The organism is Pseudomonas borbori (genome assembly GCF_900115555.1).
GTDB lineage: Bacteria > Pseudomonadota > Gammaproteobacteria > Pseudomonadales > Pseudomonadaceae > Aquipseudomonas > Aquipseudomonas borbori.
In genome coordinates this window covers 157,627-175,653 of record NZ_FOWX01000010.1, presented here as the reverse complement: position 1 = coordinate 175,653, position 18,027 = coordinate 157,627, and the positions used below count along the sequence as shown (strand labels likewise).

Below are 18,027 nucleotides of genomic sequence, written 5' to 3'. Positions count from 1 at the left end.
CAGGCAGAACAGATCTCCCAGGGTAATTCGCGCGACCTTCCTGCTTATGCCTGTCGGATTTACGTCGTAGCGCTCCGTGCAAGTATTGGGCTTTAGTGAACGTTGCCACCTCACCCCGCTACGCCGCCTGATCCGCTTCCTGTTCGTCAGGCCAGCATTTTGCCTCGGGCTTCCTTCAGATTCGCAGTCGCCCGCGACACCCTTGCCTCTGGCTAACACTTCCCCTTGCCGGGTGTGTAGAGGACTTTCACCTCCAAGTCACCAGCCTGGCCACCACAGCCAAGCTGGTTGCGCTTCCGCGCAACGCGCCATGCCTGGCGCACAACAAAAAACCCCCAGGTATCGCTACCTGAGGGCTTCATGTATGGCGCAGCGGACGGGACTCGAACCCGCGACCCCCGGCGTGACAGGCCGGTATTCTAACCGACTGAACTACCGCTGCGTGTCGGTGGACTTGCGTCCGAACAACTCTTGCTTCATCGGGCAGAGCAGCTGTACCAGCCGTTCTACCTCATACCGAGCGAACCCGATATGGAAAATATGGCGCAGCGGACGGGACTCGAACCCGCGACCCCCGGCGTGACAGGCCGGTATTCTAACCGACTGAACTACCGCTGCGCGTCGGTCGGACTTTCATCCGAAATCACAAAGAGTGGTGGGTGATGACGGGATCGAACCGCCGACCCTCTGCTTGTAAGGCAGATGCTCTCCCAGCTGAGCTAATCACCCTTCGCTTTGTGAGGCGCGCAATTTACGGGCGGGACGAACCTAAGTCAATACTCTGCTTAAAGTTTTTCTCAAAAACGGGAAATATCACGATAGCGACCCGAGGCCTGAACGACTCGCAAGGTCCCGCTCTGGCCCAGGCACGCCAAATTAAAATGCCACGCTCAAGGTCAGCCTTGCCGCCACGCGGTTGTCCGCAGCGCGATCCAGACCCGCCTCGGCTATCCGCACGCCCTGCTGTTCCAGCCGGGTGAACCAACGCAGGAGCTGGGAAAATGGCGCCGGTTGCAGGCTAACCTGCAGCGACCCCTCGCTGTCGCTGTCCAGCCGCTCGATGAGCAAGCCCTGTTCGGCTGCACTGGCAGTAACCAGGCCTTGCAAGTTCGCCGGATCGAGGCTGACCTGCGGCTGGCTGGCCAGGCTGCGCGCCAACGGCGCCTGTGCCTGCAGGTAGGCGTACAAGGCGCGCTCCCGGGCAAAGGCGCTGCGTGCCGCCGTCACGCCCTGCTGTGCGGGCTGCCAGAGCAGCACATATACCAGCGTCAGCAACACAAACAGGCCCAGCAGACCGAGGGCCAGGCGCTCACGGGGCAACAGGGCACGCCAGCGTTGCAGCGCCAGCGAACCTTGCAACTGTGCAGTGAATGGCTTTATCGACTCGCTCAAGCTGTTCATCCTCCAATCACCAGGCGTGCGCTGACCCCCGCCGCCTCACGACTTGCCGACCCCAGCTGCACCCTCAGGCCAACCGCCTGCAAGCGTTCGCGCAAGCGCTCCAGCTCAGCGAAGCCGCGCGCCTGAATCTGCATGGCCAGATCGCCGCGAATGTCGCTGAAATCCACTTGTTGCACCTTCACGCGCTCGCCGTCGACCGCTATGGCCTGAGTCACCTGTGCAAGCATACCGAGCAAGCGGCCCTGACCACTGCCACCACCCGCGGCCAAGTGCTGATCCAACTGCGCACGCAGATCGACCAACTTGCGATCCTCGGGAAACAGTTCCTGGTAGAGCGCCTTGCTGGCCTGGGCATAGGTTTCGGCCTGACGCTGCAGATGCCAGCCCTGAGCCAGATTGAAGCCCCACTGCAAGACCAGCCACAAACCGAGCAAGCCGAACAAGGGACGCCAGCGCTGCCATTGACCCGCGTTTTGCTGTGGCGCGAACTCGCCCTGGGCCAGATCATTGCTCAACGTCTGCTGCGCCAGCCAGCCATGGGCATCGGCCAGCTCCAGACCCTCATCCAGCGGCGCCAAACCGGCCTGCTGCGCCGAGCGATAGCCAATATGCGGATGCGGGCAACGCGCCGCCAGTGCGGGCCATGATTCGGCGCTCAGCGCCATACGCACCACCCCTTCTCCGCCGAGTAACCAGCGCGAATCCAGGTGCAACAACTGGGTGCCCTGGTGGGGCAGCAGATCGGCATCCATCGCGATCGCCCGTGGCGCCACCGGGCACAGCGCCAGCCAGTCCGCCAGCCAACGGCGGCGCACGGCAAACACCCGATGGCGGCCGTCCGCGAGCCGCTCGCCCAAGGCCAGATGCAACTTTTCAACATCCTCGGCCAGCAACTCTTCCACCGCATACGGCAGGGCCTGACGCAGCCAGCGAGCCTTTTGCGTCGGCAGGCGCACGGCGCAGGCCGTTACCGCCTCGACCGGCAGGACCAGGGTCCAGGCCTCGGTCAACCCGGCCAGCGCCTCGGCAAACGGCAGGCACTGGCTGTCGCCTTCGCGCACCCGCTGCACCGGCAACTCCGCCGAGGCGCCGGCACAGGCCGCAGGCGGCAGAAACACACACATCCGATTCATCGCTCGACTTCCTCGACAGGCACAGGCGGCACACCCTGCTGACCCAGATCACGGGATAGGACATACAGCCTGCCATCGCTGGCGCGCTGCACGGTACTGCGTAAAACCTGACGGCGATCGCCCACACTGACCTCGCTGATCACCTGAAAATACTGGCTGCCAACCGCCAATCCCTGACTCTGCACGCTCAAACCCGGCAATTGCGCGAGAAAACTCGACACATCGGCATAGCCCTGACCCGCACGCCGGGCAACCAGCCCCTCGGCCGTGCTCAGCGGCAATCCCTCGGCCAGACTCGCCAGCACCCGGGCACTGGCGGTGTTGACATTCAGGGACGCGTCCGCCGGCAAAGCGGCGACCCAGGGCATCAGTCGCTGGTAATCGGCCTCGTTCATCTCCAGCAGCAGGCGCAATTCGGACACATCGGCCAGGACCCGGTTGGCGGCGCGATAGGCAGGCTGTGCCAACAAGTATTGACCATCCTCGGCGCCATAGCTGCCGCTCGGCTCCTGATCGGCATCCAGCCAGTCGAGCAGGCGCTCGGCATAGGGCGCATCGATTTGCAGACCGGCGAGCAGGCGGCGAAACTGCGCCACTGCCGCGTCGTTGGGCGCACCCTCGCGCACCAGGCTGTTGAGATTGAAACGCCCCGTCGGGTCGATGATGCGCACGCGCAACTCACCGCCTTCGTCCAGGGCGAAGGGCGCCAGCGGCTGCGCCCAGGGTTCACCCAGATGGTCGACGGGCGCACGCGGGTCGCCTTGTTGCAGATCGCGCCGCAATACCGCCTTGGCCAGGGTTTCGCCACCCAGGGCATAATGCCAGGCCTGACGCACATGTAACTGGTTGGCGCTGCTGCGAATCGACAATTGCTGACGCGCGATAATCCCGGCACACACCACAGTCGCCACCGCCACCACCAGCATCACGGTGATCAGCGCCACACCGCGTTGCGCCTTCATGGCTCGAGCACCTCGCCAGACTCTTCCGGCTCATCCGGCGATTGCGCCTCCGACGCCTGCGCCACGCTCTCGGGGCGCACGTCGGGTAGACGCAGCAACCGGCGCAACTCGCCATAGCGGCGATGCTCCAGCACCAGCTCGATTGCCCGGGGCAACCCGATCAGCCGCGCTTCGCCAGTGGTTCCGGTTGGCGGCCAACTGTCCAACCAGTTGCCGTCGCCGTCCAGGTATCGCAAGCGTAGGGCTGTCACCCCGTCCAGTGCCTGCTGCACCTGAGGCTGGCTGTCCTGGGCCTGATCGAGGACATTCCAGTAGCGGCGCTGCCACTGCTCGCCGCTCAGTTGCCAGCGCACCCGCTGCACGCTCGCGCGACTGCGCCCCAGCGGATTGCGCCAGCCGGCGCGACTCAGCTCCACGGCCGCGACCTCGTCCGCCTCGCCACGCAGGGCCGGGCGTGGATCGCCGAACGGGTCGCGCACCGGCCTCTGCGCAACCTGCAACAGGTCGCGCTCGAAGGCGGCGATGGCGCGCACCAGTTCGCGCAGCTGCAGTTCATGGGCACGGGTAACGCTGTCGGTACGCAGCACACTGGTGAGCATGCGGTAGGTCGCCAGCCCGAGCAGGGCAAAAATCGCGATGGCGATCAGCAGTTCGAGCAAGGTGAAGCCACGCGCCCGCCTCATCGCGAGTCTCCAAGAAAGCCGTTGAGACTGACCACCGCGCGCTCGCGCAGTTCGCCACCAAGGCGTCCGCGCGCCGGATGCGGCGCCACCCACAGGGTGACCCGGTACATGCTCGGCTCGCTGGTCGCCTGGATTTCGCTCTGCCATTGCCAGCGCCGCCCGGCGAACTCCAGTTCCCCCTGCTCGCGCCCGGCGCTGGCCGGTGTCTCGGCCAGTTGCAACTCGGTCAAGCGATTGTCGGCGATCCACATCGCCAGGGTTTTCTCTTCCAGCCGTGCAGCGGTTTGCAGGCTGCGCGCACTGGCGGTCAATACGCTGGCGGCGACCAGTGCAAAGATGGCCAGGGCCACCAGCACTTCGAGCAGGGTGAAACCTCGGCAACCCTTCATCCCGAGCGCCCCGGTGGACTATCGACCTCGACCCTGGGCAAACGGAAGCCGTCGCTGGACAGTTGCAATTGCACACCACCCTTGCGCCGCTCGCGCAGGTGCAAACGAAAGGGGCTGAGTTCGCCGCTGGAAAGAATCAACAGCTGCGGGGGGGCTGCCCGTCGCCGCTCGGCTGCCGGCTGTGGCAATTGCAGCGCCTCTCCCTCCAGCTCGACACTCAACTCGGCCCAGTCCGGCAAGCGATAGGGCTCGTCATCCAGAGCCTGCCAACGCGCGCTGCCGGGCTGGTACTGCAACACCTGATAGCCCTCTGCGCTCAGCCGCAGACCATACTCGCGGTTATCCAGCAGCGCTTCGTCGGCCAGTACACCGATCAATCCGGCCAAGCGCTCGGCTTCGTTACGCAACTCGCGGGCCGGACCGGCGATACCGCTACTGAGTACGGCGAGACCGATCAGGCTACCGAGAATCACGATGACCACCAGCAGCTCGATCAGGGTAAAACCCCGGAGCGGGCCGGACGCGCCAATGCGCCGGGCAAGCATGGCTCAGTCAAGCCTCATCAGAGGTCCCAGCTACCGATATCGGCATCCAGCTCGCTGCCACCCGGCTTGCCGTCGGCGCCCAGCGAATAGAGGTCGAAAGCACCCTTGGTGCCGGGCGCCAGGTATTGATAGACATTGCCCCAAGGGTCGATGGGTAAACGCTTCAGGTAGCCCTCGCGGTTCCAGTTCTTCGCCGGCGGATTACCCGTGGGTTTATCCACCAGCGCTTCAAGCCCTTGCTGGGTGCTCGGGTAGGCATGGTTGTCCAACTTGTACATATCCAGAGCCGCGGAGATGGCCTTGATGTCGCCTCTGGCGACTGTCACCTTGGCCTGATCCGGCCGGCTCATGATCTGCGGCACCACCAGGGCGGCGAGAATGCCGAGAATCACCACCACCACCATGATTTCGATCAGGGTGAAACCTGCCTGACGCCGGGCAGCCCGCTGCCAAGCGGCCTCGGTTGTCTTGACGATCCCACCTGCGTGTTGCAACGACCTGCTATTCACCTGCTTACCCCACCAACTGATTGAGAGACAGAATCGGCAGCAGAATCGCCAGCACTATGACCAGCACCACTGCGCCCATAAACACCAACATGAACGGTTCGAACAGCCCGACCAGCAGCGCCACCTGGGCGCCCAGGTCGTTTTCCTGATTGCGTGCCGTGCGTGCGAGCATCTGATCCAGCTCGCCGGAACGTTCGCCGCTGGCAATCATGTGCAGCATCATCGGCGGGAACTGCCCACTGGCTTCCAGTGCGCGGGTCAGGCTGCCGCCTTCGCGGACCTTCTGCGCGGCCACCACCACCTGCGCGCGAATCACCCGGTTGACGATCACCTCGGCGCCAATGGCCAAGGCTTCGACCAGCGGTACGCCGCTCTGGGTGAGGATGGCCAGGGTCGAGGCGAAGCGCGCGCAATCGGTGGCGCGAATCAAGCGCCCGAGCAACGGCACGCCCAGCAGCAAGCCATGCCAGCGCAGTTTCACCGCCTCATCGCGCAGCGCCCAGCGCAGCACGAAAAAACCCAGCAGCAGCACAATGACCGCCAGCCAGCCCCAGCTCTTGACCCATTCGCTCGCCACGATCAGCCCGCGGGTCAGCATCGGCAGGGTTTGCCCGGAATCGACGAATACCCGCACGATATCCGGCACCACGTAACCCAGCAGAAAAGCGACGATCAGCAGCGAGGCGCACATCAGGATCAGCGGATAAAGCAGTGCCAGCTGGATCTTCTGCCGCGATTGCTGGCGCTGCTCGGTATAATCGGCCAGTTGTTCCAGCACCGGCCCCAGGTGCCCGGCGTGCTCGCCCGCCGCCACCGTGGCGCGGTACAACTCGGGGAAAGCCGCGGGAAACTCTTTCAGGCTGCTGGCCAGGCCATGGCCCTCCAGCACCCGCGCGCGCACCGCCAGCAGCATGGCCTGAATGCGCGGCAAGCGGGCCTGGGCCGCCGCCGCGCGCAGCGCTTCCTCGATCGGCAGCGCGGCCTGGATCAGGGTCGCCAACTGGCGGGTAAGCAAGGCCAGATCGCGCGCCGACAGCCCACGCACCAGACTGAAGCGCCCGCCCCCGGGAGCCTGCTCGCGGGGGCGGGTCGCCTGCACAGCGAGCGGCGCCAGTTGCCGCTCGCGCAGGAGTTGCCGCACCTGACGCGCGCTGTCGGCCTCCAGCACACCTTTGTGCTGGCGGCCTTTGCCATCGAGGGCGAGGTATTCGAAGGCGGCCATTAGCGTTCCCGGCTCATTCGTCTTGGGTTACGCGCAGCACTTCTTCCAGGCTGGTCAGCCCTTCCAGCACCTTGCGCCGGCCATCTTCGCGGATGCTTGGACCCAGGGTCCGGGCATGGCGGATCATCTCCTGCTCCCCTGCAGCGCTATGGATCAGCGTACGCAAGTGATCGTCGAACACCACCAGTTCGTAGATCCCGGTACGACCACGGTAACCCTGTTGATGACACTCGTCGCAGCCATGCGGGCGATAGAGGGTCGGTGCCTGCCCGGCAGCCACGCCAAGCAGCGCGCACTCGGCAGCATCGGCCTGAAAGGCCTCCTTGCACTGCGGACAGAGGACCCTGACCAGGCGCTGGGCCAGCACGCCCAGCAAGGAGGACGACAACAGAAACGGCTCGATGCCCATGTCCACCAGGCGGGTAATGGCGCCTATCGCGCTGTTGGTATGCAGGGTGGAAAGTACCAGATGCCCGGTCAATGACGCCTGCACGGCGATTTCGGCGGTTTCCTTGTCACGGATCTCACCGACCATCACCACATCCGGGTCTTGCCGCAGAATCGCCCGCAGACCGCGAGCGAAGGTCATGTCGACCTTGGTGTTGACCTGGGTCTGGCCGATGCCTTCGAGGTGGTACTCGATCGGGTCTTCGACCGTGAGGATATTGCGCGTGCGGTCATTCAGGCTGACCAGACTGGCGTACAACGTAGTGGTCTTGCCCGAACCGGTCGGGCCGGTGACCAGCAGGATGCCGTGGGGCTTGCGCAAGGTCGCCTCCATCGCCTGGCAATCCCGCGCGCTCATGCCCAAGCGCTGCAGATCGAGGCGCCCGGCCTGTTTGTCGAGCAGGCGCAGCACCACCCGTTCGCCATTGGCCGAAGGTAGCGTAGAGACACGGATATCCACCTCGCGACCACCGACCTTGAGGGAAATACGCCCATCCTGCGGGATACGCTTCTCGGCGATGTCCAGCCGCGCCATGACCTTGACCCGCGACACCAGCAACGCCGCCAACTCGCGCTTGGGCTCGAGCACCTCGCGCAGGATGCCATCCACACGAAAACGCACGACCAGACGCTTCTCGAAGGTTTCCAGGTGGATATCCGACGCGTCTTCCTTGATCGCTTCGCCAAGGATGGCGTTGATCAGGCGAATGATCGGGGCGTCGTCTTCCTGCTCCAGCAAGTCTTCGGTTTCCGGCACCTGCTCGGCCAAGGCCGCCAGATCGAGGCTACCGCCAAGGCCTTCGGCCAGCTGCATGGCCCCGGATTCGTGCTGATAAGCCTTGGCCAGCGCCTGCTCGAAAGCTTCGTCGGCCAAGGACCGCATGGGTAAACGGCGCCCGGCAAAGCGCTGGGCCTCGGCCAGCGCCACCAGCTCGACAGCGGTGCGATGGGCCAAACAGGGCGGATCTGCCTCGATCAGCAAGACCACCCCATGACGCTTGGCGAAGCTGAACGGCAAACGGCGCAGGGGCGCTTCGGTGGGCAGTGCGTTCATCCTGGATAGGCCTTGAAGCGGTAACCTGACCGGCGTATCACGACTGATTCTGACCGTTGTACGCCTGCGATTGCACCGCTTGATGATTATGAATTCCCCGCCCTGGAGCGGAAATACTGAGAGGTTGTACAGAAACCTCGCCTACTGCGGCCGCCTGCCGACGGCATCCGAGACTTTCACGATCTCTGAGCTATCTTTAGCACATCACATGGCGCTACACACCACCCTGAATGGGGGCTGTCAAATACTTGGCAAGTGTCTATGATCGACGCGCGAGCCGCGCCACATAAGAATAAATTTCGGGAGTGATGCCCTTGCCTCTTTTGGCTACTCGACGCTGGATGCAACTGCACGCGGGCACTCTGCTCGGCGTAGCGGTCATTCTGCTCATGAGCATCAGCCTGGCCTGGCAAACCGCCGAATGGCTGCGTCTGCTGCGCACACCGGCCGCCCTCGACAGGCCGAACGCAGCCAGCCTGCAGCCCTCCACCGCCCGTCAAGATCTGGAACAATTATTCGGCGGCGGCCAGAGCAGCGCTGCGCCAGCGCCCGCCACCAGCATGCGCCTGACCCTGCTCGGCAGCTTCGTCCATACCGACCCCCAGCGCTCCAGTGCCATCATCCGCCTGGATGGCAACCCGGCACAGCGCTACAGCGTAGACAGTGAAGTGGTGGGCGGCGTAAGCCTGCATGCGGTCTACGTCGATCGCGTAGAGTTGCTGCGCAATGGCCGTCTGGAAAGCCTGGCATTTCCGCGCAATTACTCCAGCGATGAGGCTATGGTTTACCCGCCGGACGAAGCCGCTGCTGACCCGCGGGATCAACCCGAGCAACTGGAAGCCGACAACCTCACACAATTGCGCGAACGCATGGACGCCCTGCGTCAGCAGATGGAGATGTCCGGCACCTTGCCAGCGGACGCCGAACCCACCGACCCGCCTACGGAAAGCAACTGAACCGATGACTCCGATCTTCTCGCGTCTCACCTTCGTCCTGCTTGCCGCCGGCTTGGCCGCCGGCCCTTTGCCCCTGAATGCCGCGATCACTCCGGCAGTGCCCAGCACCAACCAGCAGGAGGAAAGCTGGACCATCAACCTGAAAGGCGCCGACATCCGCGAGTTCATCGAGCAGATCGCGCAGATCACCGGGGAAACCTTCATCGTCGATCCGCGGGTCAAAGGCCAGGTCAGTGTCGTGTCGAGCACCCCGCTGAGCCTGAGCGAAATCTATCAACTGTTCCTCTCGGTGATGGCCACCCACGGTTTCAGCGTCATCACCCAGGGCGAACAGGCGCGTATCGTGCCCAACGCCGAGGCCAAGGCCGATGCCGGACAAGGCCGCGCCGCCCCGGATCGTCTGGAAACCCGCCTGATTCAGGTGCAGCACAGCTCGGCAACCGAACTCATTCCGTTGATTCGCCCGCTGGTTCCTCAATACGGTCACCTGGCGGCGGTCACCTCGGCCAACGCCATCATCATCAGCGACCGCAGCGCCAATATCGCCCGCATCGAAGACTTGCTGCGCCAACTCGACCAGAAAGGCGATCGCGATTACAGCGTGCTCGACCTGCGGCATGCCTGGGTCATGGATGCCGCCGAACTGCTCAACAACACCCTGGAACGTGGCCAGGCAAAGGCCTCGGCCGGCGTCCAGGTGATCGCCGATTCGCGCACCAACCGCCTGATCATCCTCGGCCCGCCGGCCGCACGCGCCAAGCTGGTCGCGCTGGCGCAATCGCTGGACAGCCCGACCAGCCGCTCGGCCAATACCCGGGTGATTCGCCTGCGGCATAACGACGCCAAGGCTCTGGCGGAAACCCTCGGCGAGATCTCCGAAGGACTGCAACCCCAGAGCGACGGCGAATCCATCGGCAGGCCGCAGAACATCCTGATTCGCGCGGACGAAAGCCTCAACGCCCTGGTCCTGCTGGCCGACCCGGACCTGGTAGCGACCCTCGAAGACATCGTCCGCCAGCTCGATGTGCCACGCGCCCAGGTGATGGTGGAAGCGGCCATCGTCGAAGTGTCCGGTGACATCAGCGAGGCCATCGGCGTGCAGTGGGCGGTGGATGCCCGCGGCGACACGGGCGGTCTCGGCGGAGTCAATTTCGGCAACACCGGTCTGTCGGTCGGAACTGTTCTGCAGGCTATCCAGGACCAGCGCAACAACATCGACAACCCGATCCTGAACAACCTGCCGGACGGAGCCATCATCGGCCTCGGCACCGACAGCTTTGGCGTGCTGATCACCGCACTGTCGGCCAACGCCAAGAGCAACCTGCTGTCGACGCCCAGCCTGCTGACCCTGGATCACCAGAAAGCCGAGATCCTGGTCGGCCAGAACGTCCCCTTCCAGACCGGCTCCTTCACCACCAGCGCCTCCGGCGCCGACAACCCCTTCACCACCATCGAGCGCCAGGACATCGGCGTGACCCTCAAGGTCACCCCGCATATCAACGAAGGCGCCAGCCTGCGCCTGGAGATCGAGCAGGAAATTTCTTCCATCGCCCCCGTCGTCACCCAGACTGTCCAGGCGGTGGATCTGATCACCAACAAGCGCTCGATCAAGAGCACCATCCTCGCCGAGGATGGCCAGGTCATAGTGCTGGGCGGACTGATCCAGGACGACGTGACCCAGACCGACTCGAAAGTGCCGCTGCTGGGCGATATCCCCTGGCTCGGCCGGCTATTCCGCTCAACCAAGGACACCCATATCAAACGCAACCTGATGGTATTCCTGCGCCCGACCGTGATCCGCGATGGCGCAGGCCTGGCCGCGCTCTCGGGCAAGAAGTACAGCGACATCCGCGTACTCGGCGACGTGCGCAGCGATTACCGCCCCGGCATCCTGCCACGCGACCCCACCAAGCTGTTCGATCGCGACCCCGAACCGGCCATCGACCTGCGCGAGTAAGGCCTGCATGGCAATGGGTTTGCGCGCTGGGTGAGTTCGCCGCTCCTACGATGGGCATTTATCGCCAGCATCCGCACACAACAAAAAGCCCCGCACGAGAGCGGGGCTTTTTTTCAAGGTCTGCGCAGCTGCTTTAGAGCGCCGCCAAACCGCGCGCCAGATCGGCCTTGAGGTCGACGATATCCTCCAAACCCACGGCCACCCGAATCAGGTTGTCGCGAATCCCGGCGCTGGCCCGCTCGGCCGGCGATAGACGACCATGAGAGGTGGTAGCCGGGTGGGCGATGGTGGTTTTTGTATCGCCCAGGTTGGTGGTGATCGAAATCACCCGAGTCGCGTCGATAAAGCGCCAGGCCGCGTCCTTGCCGCCCTTGACTTCGAAACTGACCACCGCGCCGAAGCCACTCTGCTGACGCTTGGCCAACTCATGCTGTGGATGACTGGGCAACCCCGAATAGTAGACATGCTCAATGCCCGGCTGCTGTTCCAGCCATTCAGCCAACTGCTGGGAACTTGCGCAATGCGCCTGCATACGCACGCGCAGGGTTTCCAGGCCCTTGAGAAAGATCCAGGCATTGAACGGGCTGAGGGTCGGCCCTGCGGTACGCAGGAAGCCCACCACTTCCTTCATCAACTCGGCCTTGCCGGCGACCACCCCGCCCATGCTGCGGCCCTGGCCGTCGATGTACTTGGTCGCCGAGTGCATGACGAGATCGGCCCCCAGCTTGAGCGGCTGCTGCAGCGCCGGGGTACAGAAGCAGTTATCCACCGCCAGCAACGCGCCCTTGCCGTGGGCTATTTCCGCCAGCGCGGCGATGTCCACCAGTTCGGCCAGCGGATTGGACGGCGACTCGACGAACAGCAGCTTGGTATTGGGCTTGCACGCAGCGCTCCAGGCCTGCAGATCGGCCAGCGGCACATAATCGACCTGCACGCCGAAACGCTTGAGGTACTTCTCGAACAGACTGATGGTCGAGCCGAACACACTGCGCGACACCAGTACATGGTCGCCGCCACTGCACAGGCTCATGACCATGGCCAGGATCGCCGACATGCCGGACGAAGTCGCCACGGCTTGCTCGGCGCCTTCCAGCGCCGCGATGCGTTCCTCGAAGGCGCGCACCGTGGGGTTGGTGTAGCGCGAATAGACGTTCCCCGGCACTTCGCCGGCAAAGCGCGCGGCAGCGTCGGCAGCGGTGCGGAACACATAGCTGGAGGTCGGGTAAATCGCCTCGCTGTGCTCGCCCTCAGGCGAGCGCTGCTGGCCGGCGCGTACCGCCAGGGTGTCGAAACCCACACCGTCCAGATCGCTATCCAGACGCCCTGCTTGCCATTCTTCGGTCATGCTGCAAACCTCATTACGACCGGCAGCGCCGGCCGTGCCGCGTAGGGTGCGCCGCGCGCACCAGCCAAACGCCGGACAGATTCCGCCTGCCCAGCCTGCCGTCAGTTGTTGTACAGGTCGATAATCGCGCTGACCGCCTGGGACTTGACCTTGCTGGCATCGTTGCGCGCCTGCTCGATCTTGTCCAGGTAAGCCTCGTCGACATCGCCGGTCACATACTTGCCGTCGAACACCGCGCAGTCGAAATTGTCGATCTTGATCTTCTTGCTACCACTGACCGCTTCGATCAGATCCGGCAGATCCTGATACACCAGCCAATCGGCACCGATAAGCTCGCAGACCTCTTCAGTGCTGCGGTTATGGGCAATCAACTCATGGGCGCTGGGCATGTCGATGCCATAGACGTTCGGATAACGCACCGCCGGCGCCGCCGAACAGAAGTACACATTCTTCGCCCCGGCCTCGCGGGCCATCTGGATAATCTGCTTGCAGGTGGTGCCGCGCACGATGGAGTCGTCCACCAGCATCACGTTCTTGCCGCGGAATTCCAGCTCGATGGCGTTGAGCTTCTGCCGTACCGACTTCTTGCGCGCCGCCTGGCCCGGCATGATGAAGGTACGACCGATGTAGCGGTTCTTGACGAAGCCTTCGCGGAACTTCACCCCCAGGTGATTGGCCAGCTCCAGCGCCGAGGTACGGCTGGTGTCGGGAATCGGAATGACCACGTCGATATCGTGATCGGGGCGCTCGCGGAGGATCTTGTCGGCCAGCTTCTCGCCCATGCGCAGGCGCGCCTTGTACACCGAGATGCCATCCATGATCGAATCCGGGCGCGCCAGGTAGACATGCTCGAAGATGCACGGCGAGAGATGGGGATTGCTCGCGCACTGGCGGGTCGACAGTTTGCCGTCCTCGGTGATGTACACCGCCTCGCCCGGCGCCAGGTCGCGAATCAGGGTGAAACCGAGCACGTCCAGCGACACGCTTTCCGAGGCGATCATGTATTCCACGCCTTCGTCGGTGTGGCGCTGGCCGAAGACGATCGGACGAATGCCGTTGGGGTCGCGGAAACCGACGATGCCGTAACCGGTGATCATCGCCACCACCGCATAACCACCAATGCAGCGCTCATGCACCTGGCTGACCGCGGCGAAGATGTCTTCCTCGGTCGGCTGCAACTTGCCGCGCTGGGCCAGCTCGTGGGCGAAGACGTTGAGCAGTACTTCCGAGTCGGAGTTGGTGTTGACGTGACGCAGGTCGGATTCGTAGATCTCCTTGGCCAACTGCTCGACGTTGGTCAGGTTGCCGTTGTGCGCCAGGGTGATGCCGTAGGGCGAGTTGACGTAGAAGGGCTGCGCCTCGGCCGAGCTGGAACTGCCGGCGGTGGGATAGCGCACATGGCCGATACCCATGTGACCGACCAGTCGCTGCATATGACGTTGATGAAAGACGTCGCGCACCAAGCCATTGTCCTTGCGCAGGAACAGCCTCCCATCGTGACTGGTGACGATACCGGCAGCATCCTGGCCGCGGTGCTGGAGGACGGTCAAGCCGTCATACAGCGCCTGATTGACGTTCGATTTACCGACGATACCGACAATGCCACACATGTGCCGCAACCCCTAGTGAAGTGAAACAGGCTAATTCCGAATGCGTTTAAGGCAGTTTATGCTGCATCAGCGCTTCTTTGAACGGCAGCTCAGCAGGTGCGCTGATGCTGCTGGCAAGCCACTGGCTGGACACCCCCAGAATGAGGTTCTTCGACCAGTCCGCGACCATTAAAAAATGAGGCAACAGCGTCGATTGCCGCCACCATGGATCTTCCTGCACCGGCGCCAGGCTGAGCAGCCCGACCAGCACGACAACCAGCAAGCCACCACGGGCGGCACCGAAAACCATACCGAGAAGACGATCGGTACCGGACAGTCCGGTGACGCGGATCAGTTCGCCGATCAGGTAATTGACCAGCGCGCCAACCAGCAAGGTGACGATGAAGAGTAAGGCGCAGGCTGCTATCACTCGCGCCGAAGGAGTCTCGATCCAGGCGCCGAGGTGTTCGGACAGCGCCCCGCCGAACATCCAGGCAACCACACCGGCAATGATCCAGGTGAGCAAGGACAGGGCTTCCTTGACGAAGCCACGGCTCAAACTGATCAAGCTCGATACGGCGATGATGGCGACAATCGCCCAATCGACCCAAGTGAATGCCACGATGCGAGTTACCTACGGAAAAGGCGCTGCATTTTAACAGAGCCCCCGCCACTGGGGTAAACAAAGGATGCCCGGCTCACTGGAAAACAGCCGCACCCGCTCATATCGCCTCGCCGCACCCGGCGTACCGGCGACCTCAAGCTCCGTTCGCCTACTAGCAGGCCGTTGAAAAACGTAGGCGAGGCAGCCGAGGCTAGGCCAAAACAGGCGAAACGCAGCGCAGCGGAGTAACAGCCGCAGGCTGGCCCGCAGGGCGAGCGAAGCGAGTCAAAAGCGCAGTTTACTGTTGTAAATGAGCATTGGGCTCGCACCCGAGCCTGTTTTTAACGACGCAGCGGCAACGCAGGTAGTTTTTCAACAGCCTGCTAGCTGCGCTCCGGCTGAAAGCGCACCACGATGCCGCTGAGTTTGTGCTGGCGGTTCAATTGGTCACGCAGGCGATCGGCTTCCGCTCGCTCGATCAAGGGACCGACGAACACTCGATTCATCCCATCCACGTTGCGGATATAGGCGTTGTGGCCTTGACTGCGCAGGGTTTTCTGCAGATTTTCCGCTCCCGCGCGGCTGGACAGACTGGCCAATTGCACCGACCAACTGACCGGCAAGCTGTTGACATCCAGGCGACTGGCGGGGGCTTGAGTCGGAGCAGCTACTGGTGCGGGAGGGGCCGCCACCGGCTCAGGCGGCGCGGGTAGCGGAACCGGCGCCAGATCGGCAGTGGCCGGAGCCTCGGCAATGGACTCATCCGCGAGCGATTCCTCAGGTTCCTCAGGCAACAACTGAGGCTCAGGCACGATCACCGGCTGCATTTCAATCTGCGGCATGCTCGGCGCCTGCGGCATCGCCGGCGCATCGACCACCACAGGCTGCAGTTCGTCTTCACGCGACAACAGCATGGGCAGAAAAATCACCGCCAAGGCCAGCAACACCAAAGCGCCGACAATGCGTTGCTTCAATCCTTTATCCAGCAAAGCCATCCTGCACATCCCCCTTGGCATGGCGGGCCAGCCAGTCCAGGGCCTCGGCCACGCAGTAAAAAGACCCGAACAGCAGTATTTCATCGCCTGCCGACGCCCGCGTACATTGCGCCTGCAACGCCGCCTGCACATCGGCATGGGCCGTCACCTGCGCGCCACAATTGTGCAGATACGCCTGCAACTCGCCGGCCGGACGGGTGCGACTGGTCGGTAGCGGCGCCACCGCCCACTCCACGACCTGATCGAGCAAGGGCATCACCACCCCGGCCAGATCCTTGTCGGCCAACAGGCCGAACACCGCCAAGCGCTTACCGGCCAACGGCCTGCCGGACAAACGCCGCGCCAAATACTCGGCCGCGTGGGGATTATGCCCAACATCCAGCAGCAACGTGAGGGGCTTACCCTGCCAACTCAGCATCCGCCGATCCAGGCGACCGGTGACCCGGGTGCGCGACAAGGCGCTGGCGATTCGCTCGGGCTGCCAGGGCAGATCGAGCAAGGCATAAGCCTGCAAGGCCAGCGCGGCATTCTCCATCGGCAGATCGAGCAATGGCATGTGCTGCAGACGCACGCCCTCGCCGTTGCCATTCAAGCCGAACCAGGACCAGTCCCGCCCTTCGATGCTCAGACCGTAATCGCGACCGCGCAGAAAAAACGGCGCATCCAGCAACGCCGCTTGCGCCAGCAACGTCTGCGGCGGGTCGAGATCGCCACACAAGGCTGGCTTGCCCGCGCGAAAGATGCCGGCCTTCTCGAAGGCCACCGACTCGCGGTTATCGCCCAGCCACTCGGCGTGATCGATGCCGATACTGGTCACCAGGGCCAGATCGGCGTCGATCAGGTTGACCGCGTCCAGACGCCCACCCAGCCCGACCTCCAGCACCACGGCGTCCAGGGCTGCGCGCTGGAACAGCCAGAAAGCCGCCAGGGTGCCCATCTCGAAATAGGTCAGGGAAATCTCACCACGCGCGGCCTCGATCGCCGCGAAAGCCTGGCAAAGCTCGGCATCGCCGGCCTCGACACCGGCAATCTGCACTCGCTCGTTGTAGCGCACCAGGTGGGGCGAGCTGTACACCCCGACCTTGAGCCCCTGCTCCTGCAGCAAAGCGGCAAGAAAAGCACAGGTCGAGCCCTTGCCATTGGTCCCGGTAACCGTGATCACCCGCGGCGCAGGCCTGGACAAACCCAAGCGCTGCGCGACGGCTCTGGAGCGTTCCAGCCCCATATCGATGGCGCTTGGATGCAATTGCTCCAGGTACGCCAGCCAATCGGCCAGGGAGCGCCCGGTCATGCAGTGACCGGCAATGCATCGGCAACGGGCGACGGCCGCCCCATCAACTGAGCCAGCAACCTGGCCAGGCGCGTGCGCAACTCTTCGCGAGGAATGATCATGTCGATGGCGCCGTGCTCGATCAGGAACTCGCTGCGCTGGAAACCTTCCGGGAGTTTTTCCCGCACCGTCTGTTCGATCACCCGTGGACCGGCGAAACCGATCAGCGCCTTGGGTTCGGCGACGATGACATCACCGAGCATGGCCAGGCTGGCGGAAACGCCGCCATAGACCGGGTCGGTCAACACCGAGACGAACGGAACCCCTTCTTCACGCAGACGCGCCAGCACCGCAGAGGTCTTGGCCATCTGCATCAGCGAAATCAGCGCTTCCTGCATGCGCGCACCGCCCGAAGCGGAGAAGCACACGAACGGGCAACGCTGCTCCAGCGCCACGTTGGCCGCACGCACGAAACGTTCGCCAACGATCGCCCCCATAGAACCGCCCATGAAGGAGAACTCGAAGGCACAGGCCACCACGGGCATCGACTCGAGCGTGCCGCGCATGGCGATCAGTGCGTCTTTTTCGCCGGTCTGCTTCTGCGCGCCAGTCAGGCGGTCCTTGTACTTCTTGCTGTCGCGGAATTTCAGGCGATCGACCGGCTCCAGCTCCGCACCGATTTCTTCGCGGCCTTCGGCATCGAGGAAGATATCCAGGCGCGCACGCGCATTGATGCGCATGTGGTGGTTGCACTTGGGGCAGACATCCAGAGTCTTCTCCAGCTCGGGTTTGTACAACACCGCATCGCAGGACGGACATTTGTGCCAGAGGCCTTCGGGCACCGAACTCTTCTTGACTTCGGACCGCATGATCGATGGGATCAGTTTGTCTACCAACCAGTTGCTCATGCTTTTGATTCTCCAAAACTGTGGGCTCGAACAGGCGTCTGGCACAGGGCCTTGCCGG

General features: G+C 63.6%; 17 protein-coding genes and 3 tRNA genes. 2 read left to right on the top strand and 18 right to left on the bottom strand.

Annotated elements, in window-relative coordinates:
• Window positions 1-365 precede the first annotated feature (365 nt).
• The 12 genes from BM315_RS10030 to gspE form a co-directional block, all read right to left on the bottom strand.
• Window positions 366-442: transfer RNA gene (locus tag BM315_RS10030), tRNA-Asp, on the bottom strand.
• A 99-nt stretch (window positions 443-541) separates the two neighbouring features.
• Window positions 542-618, bottom strand: a tRNA-Asp gene (locus BM315_RS10025).
• 35 nt (window positions 619-653) lie between these two features.
• Window positions 654-729, bottom strand: a tRNA-Val gene (locus tag BM315_RS10020).
• A gap of 147 nt (window positions 730-876) precedes the next feature.
• Window positions 877-1,401, bottom strand: a complete 525-nt coding sequence (locus tag BM315_RS10015) for a type II secretion system protein M (protein WP_090500436.1) — start codon at window positions 1,399-1,401, stop codon at window positions 877-879.
• On the bottom strand, window positions 1,398-2,534 hold the full coding sequence (gene gspL / locus BM315_RS10010) for a type II secretion system protein GspL (protein WP_090500433.1): 1,137 nt from the start codon (window positions 2,532-2,534) through the stop codon (window positions 1,398-1,400). The genes BM315_RS10015 and gspL overlap by 4 nt, the downstream gene beginning before the upstream one ends.
• A complete protein-coding gene (gene gspK / locus BM315_RS10005; protein ID WP_090500432.1) occupies window positions 2,531-3,496 on the bottom strand; it encodes a type II secretion system minor pseudopilin GspK in 966 nt (321 codons plus the stop codon). Before gspK ends, gspL begins: the two co-directional genes overlap by 4 nt.
• On the bottom strand, window positions 3,493-4,179 hold the full coding sequence (gene gspJ, locus BM315_RS10000; RefSeq protein ID WP_090500430.1) for a type II secretion system minor pseudopilin GspJ: 687 nt from the start codon (window positions 4,177-4,179) through the stop codon (window positions 3,493-3,495). The genes gspK and gspJ overlap by 4 nt, the downstream gene beginning before the upstream one ends.
• Window positions 4,176-4,568: a type II secretion system minor pseudopilin GspI gene (gspI, locus tag BM315_RS09995; RefSeq protein ID WP_090500427.1), complete on the bottom strand. Its 393-nt coding sequence runs from the start codon at window positions 4,566-4,568 to the stop codon at window positions 4,176-4,178. The genes gspJ and gspI overlap by 4 nt, the downstream gene beginning before the upstream one ends.
• Entirely contained in the window at window positions 4,565-5,113 is a 549-nt protein-coding gene (gene gspH / locus BM315_RS09990) for a type II secretion system minor pseudopilin GspH (RefSeq protein WP_090500425.1), read from the bottom strand. Before gspH ends, gspI begins: the two co-directional genes overlap by 4 nt.
• A gap of 17 nt (window positions 5,114-5,130) precedes the next feature.
• On the bottom strand, window positions 5,131-5,589 hold the full coding sequence (gene gspG / locus BM315_RS09985; protein WP_280140421.1) for a type II secretion system major pseudopilin GspG: 459 nt from the start codon (window positions 5,587-5,589) through the stop codon (window positions 5,131-5,133).
• A 37-nt stretch (window positions 5,590-5,626) separates the two neighbouring features.
• Entirely contained in the window at window positions 5,627-6,844 is a 1,218-nt protein-coding gene (gene xcpS / locus BM315_RS09980; RefSeq protein WP_090500421.1) for a GspF family T2SS innner membrane protein variant XcpS, read from the bottom strand.
• Between the two features lie 13 nt (window positions 6,845-6,857).
• Window positions 6,858-8,345, bottom strand: a complete 1,488-nt coding sequence (gene gspE / locus BM315_RS09975; protein ID WP_090500419.1) for a type II secretion system ATPase GspE — start codon at window positions 8,343-8,345, stop codon at window positions 6,858-6,860.
• Window positions 8,346-8,686: 341 nt separating this feature from the next.
• Between gspE and BM315_RS09970 the strand changes: the two genes are divergently transcribed.
• Entirely contained in the window at window positions 8,687-9,301 is a 615-nt protein-coding gene (locus BM315_RS09970) for a type II secretion system protein N (protein ID WP_244527287.1), read from the top strand.
• A 4-nt stretch (window positions 9,302-9,305) separates the two neighbouring features.
• Complete coding sequence (gspD, locus tag BM315_RS09965; RefSeq protein WP_090500415.1) at window positions 9,306-11,258, top strand: type II secretion system secretin GspD; 1,953 nt, start codon at window positions 9,306-9,308, stop codon at window positions 11,256-11,258.
• 133 nt (window positions 11,259-11,391) lie between these two features.
• Here gspD and BM315_RS09960 read toward each other — a convergent pair whose 3' ends face one another.
• From BM315_RS09960 to accD, 6 genes are all read right to left on the bottom strand, one after another.
• Window positions 11,392-12,603: an O-succinylhomoserine sulfhydrylase gene (locus tag BM315_RS09960; protein ID WP_090500413.1), complete on the bottom strand. Its 1,212-nt coding sequence runs from the start codon at window positions 12,601-12,603 to the stop codon at window positions 11,392-11,394.
• A gap of 101 nt (window positions 12,604-12,704) precedes the next feature.
• The gene (gene purF, locus BM315_RS09955; RefSeq protein WP_090500411.1) at window positions 12,705-14,213 is read right to left on the bottom strand and encodes an amidophosphoribosyltransferase; all 1,509 of its coding nucleotides are present in this window, start codon (window positions 14,211-14,213) and stop codon (window positions 12,705-12,707) included.
• A gap of 46 nt (window positions 14,214-14,259) precedes the next feature.
• On the bottom strand, window positions 14,260-14,814 hold the full coding sequence (locus BM315_RS09950; protein ID WP_090500409.1) for a CvpA family protein: 555 nt from the start codon (window positions 14,812-14,814) through the stop codon (window positions 14,260-14,262).
• Window positions 14,815-15,179: 365 nt separating this feature from the next.
• Window positions 15,180-15,791, bottom strand: a complete 612-nt coding sequence (locus tag BM315_RS09945; protein ID WP_090500407.1) for an SPOR domain-containing protein — start codon at window positions 15,789-15,791, stop codon at window positions 15,180-15,182.
• Window positions 15,775-17,082, bottom strand: a complete 1,308-nt coding sequence (folC, locus tag BM315_RS09940; RefSeq protein ID WP_090500406.1) for a bifunctional tetrahydrofolate synthase/dihydrofolate synthase — start codon at window positions 17,080-17,082, stop codon at window positions 15,775-15,777. Before folC ends, BM315_RS09945 begins: the two co-directional genes overlap by 17 nt.
• Window positions 17,079-17,969, bottom strand: a complete 891-nt coding sequence (gene accD, locus BM315_RS09935; RefSeq protein ID WP_090500403.1) for an acetyl-CoA carboxylase, carboxyltransferase subunit beta — start codon at window positions 17,967-17,969, stop codon at window positions 17,079-17,081. The genes folC and accD overlap by 4 nt, the downstream gene beginning before the upstream one ends.
• Between the last annotated feature and the right edge of the window lie 58 nt (window positions 17,970-18,027).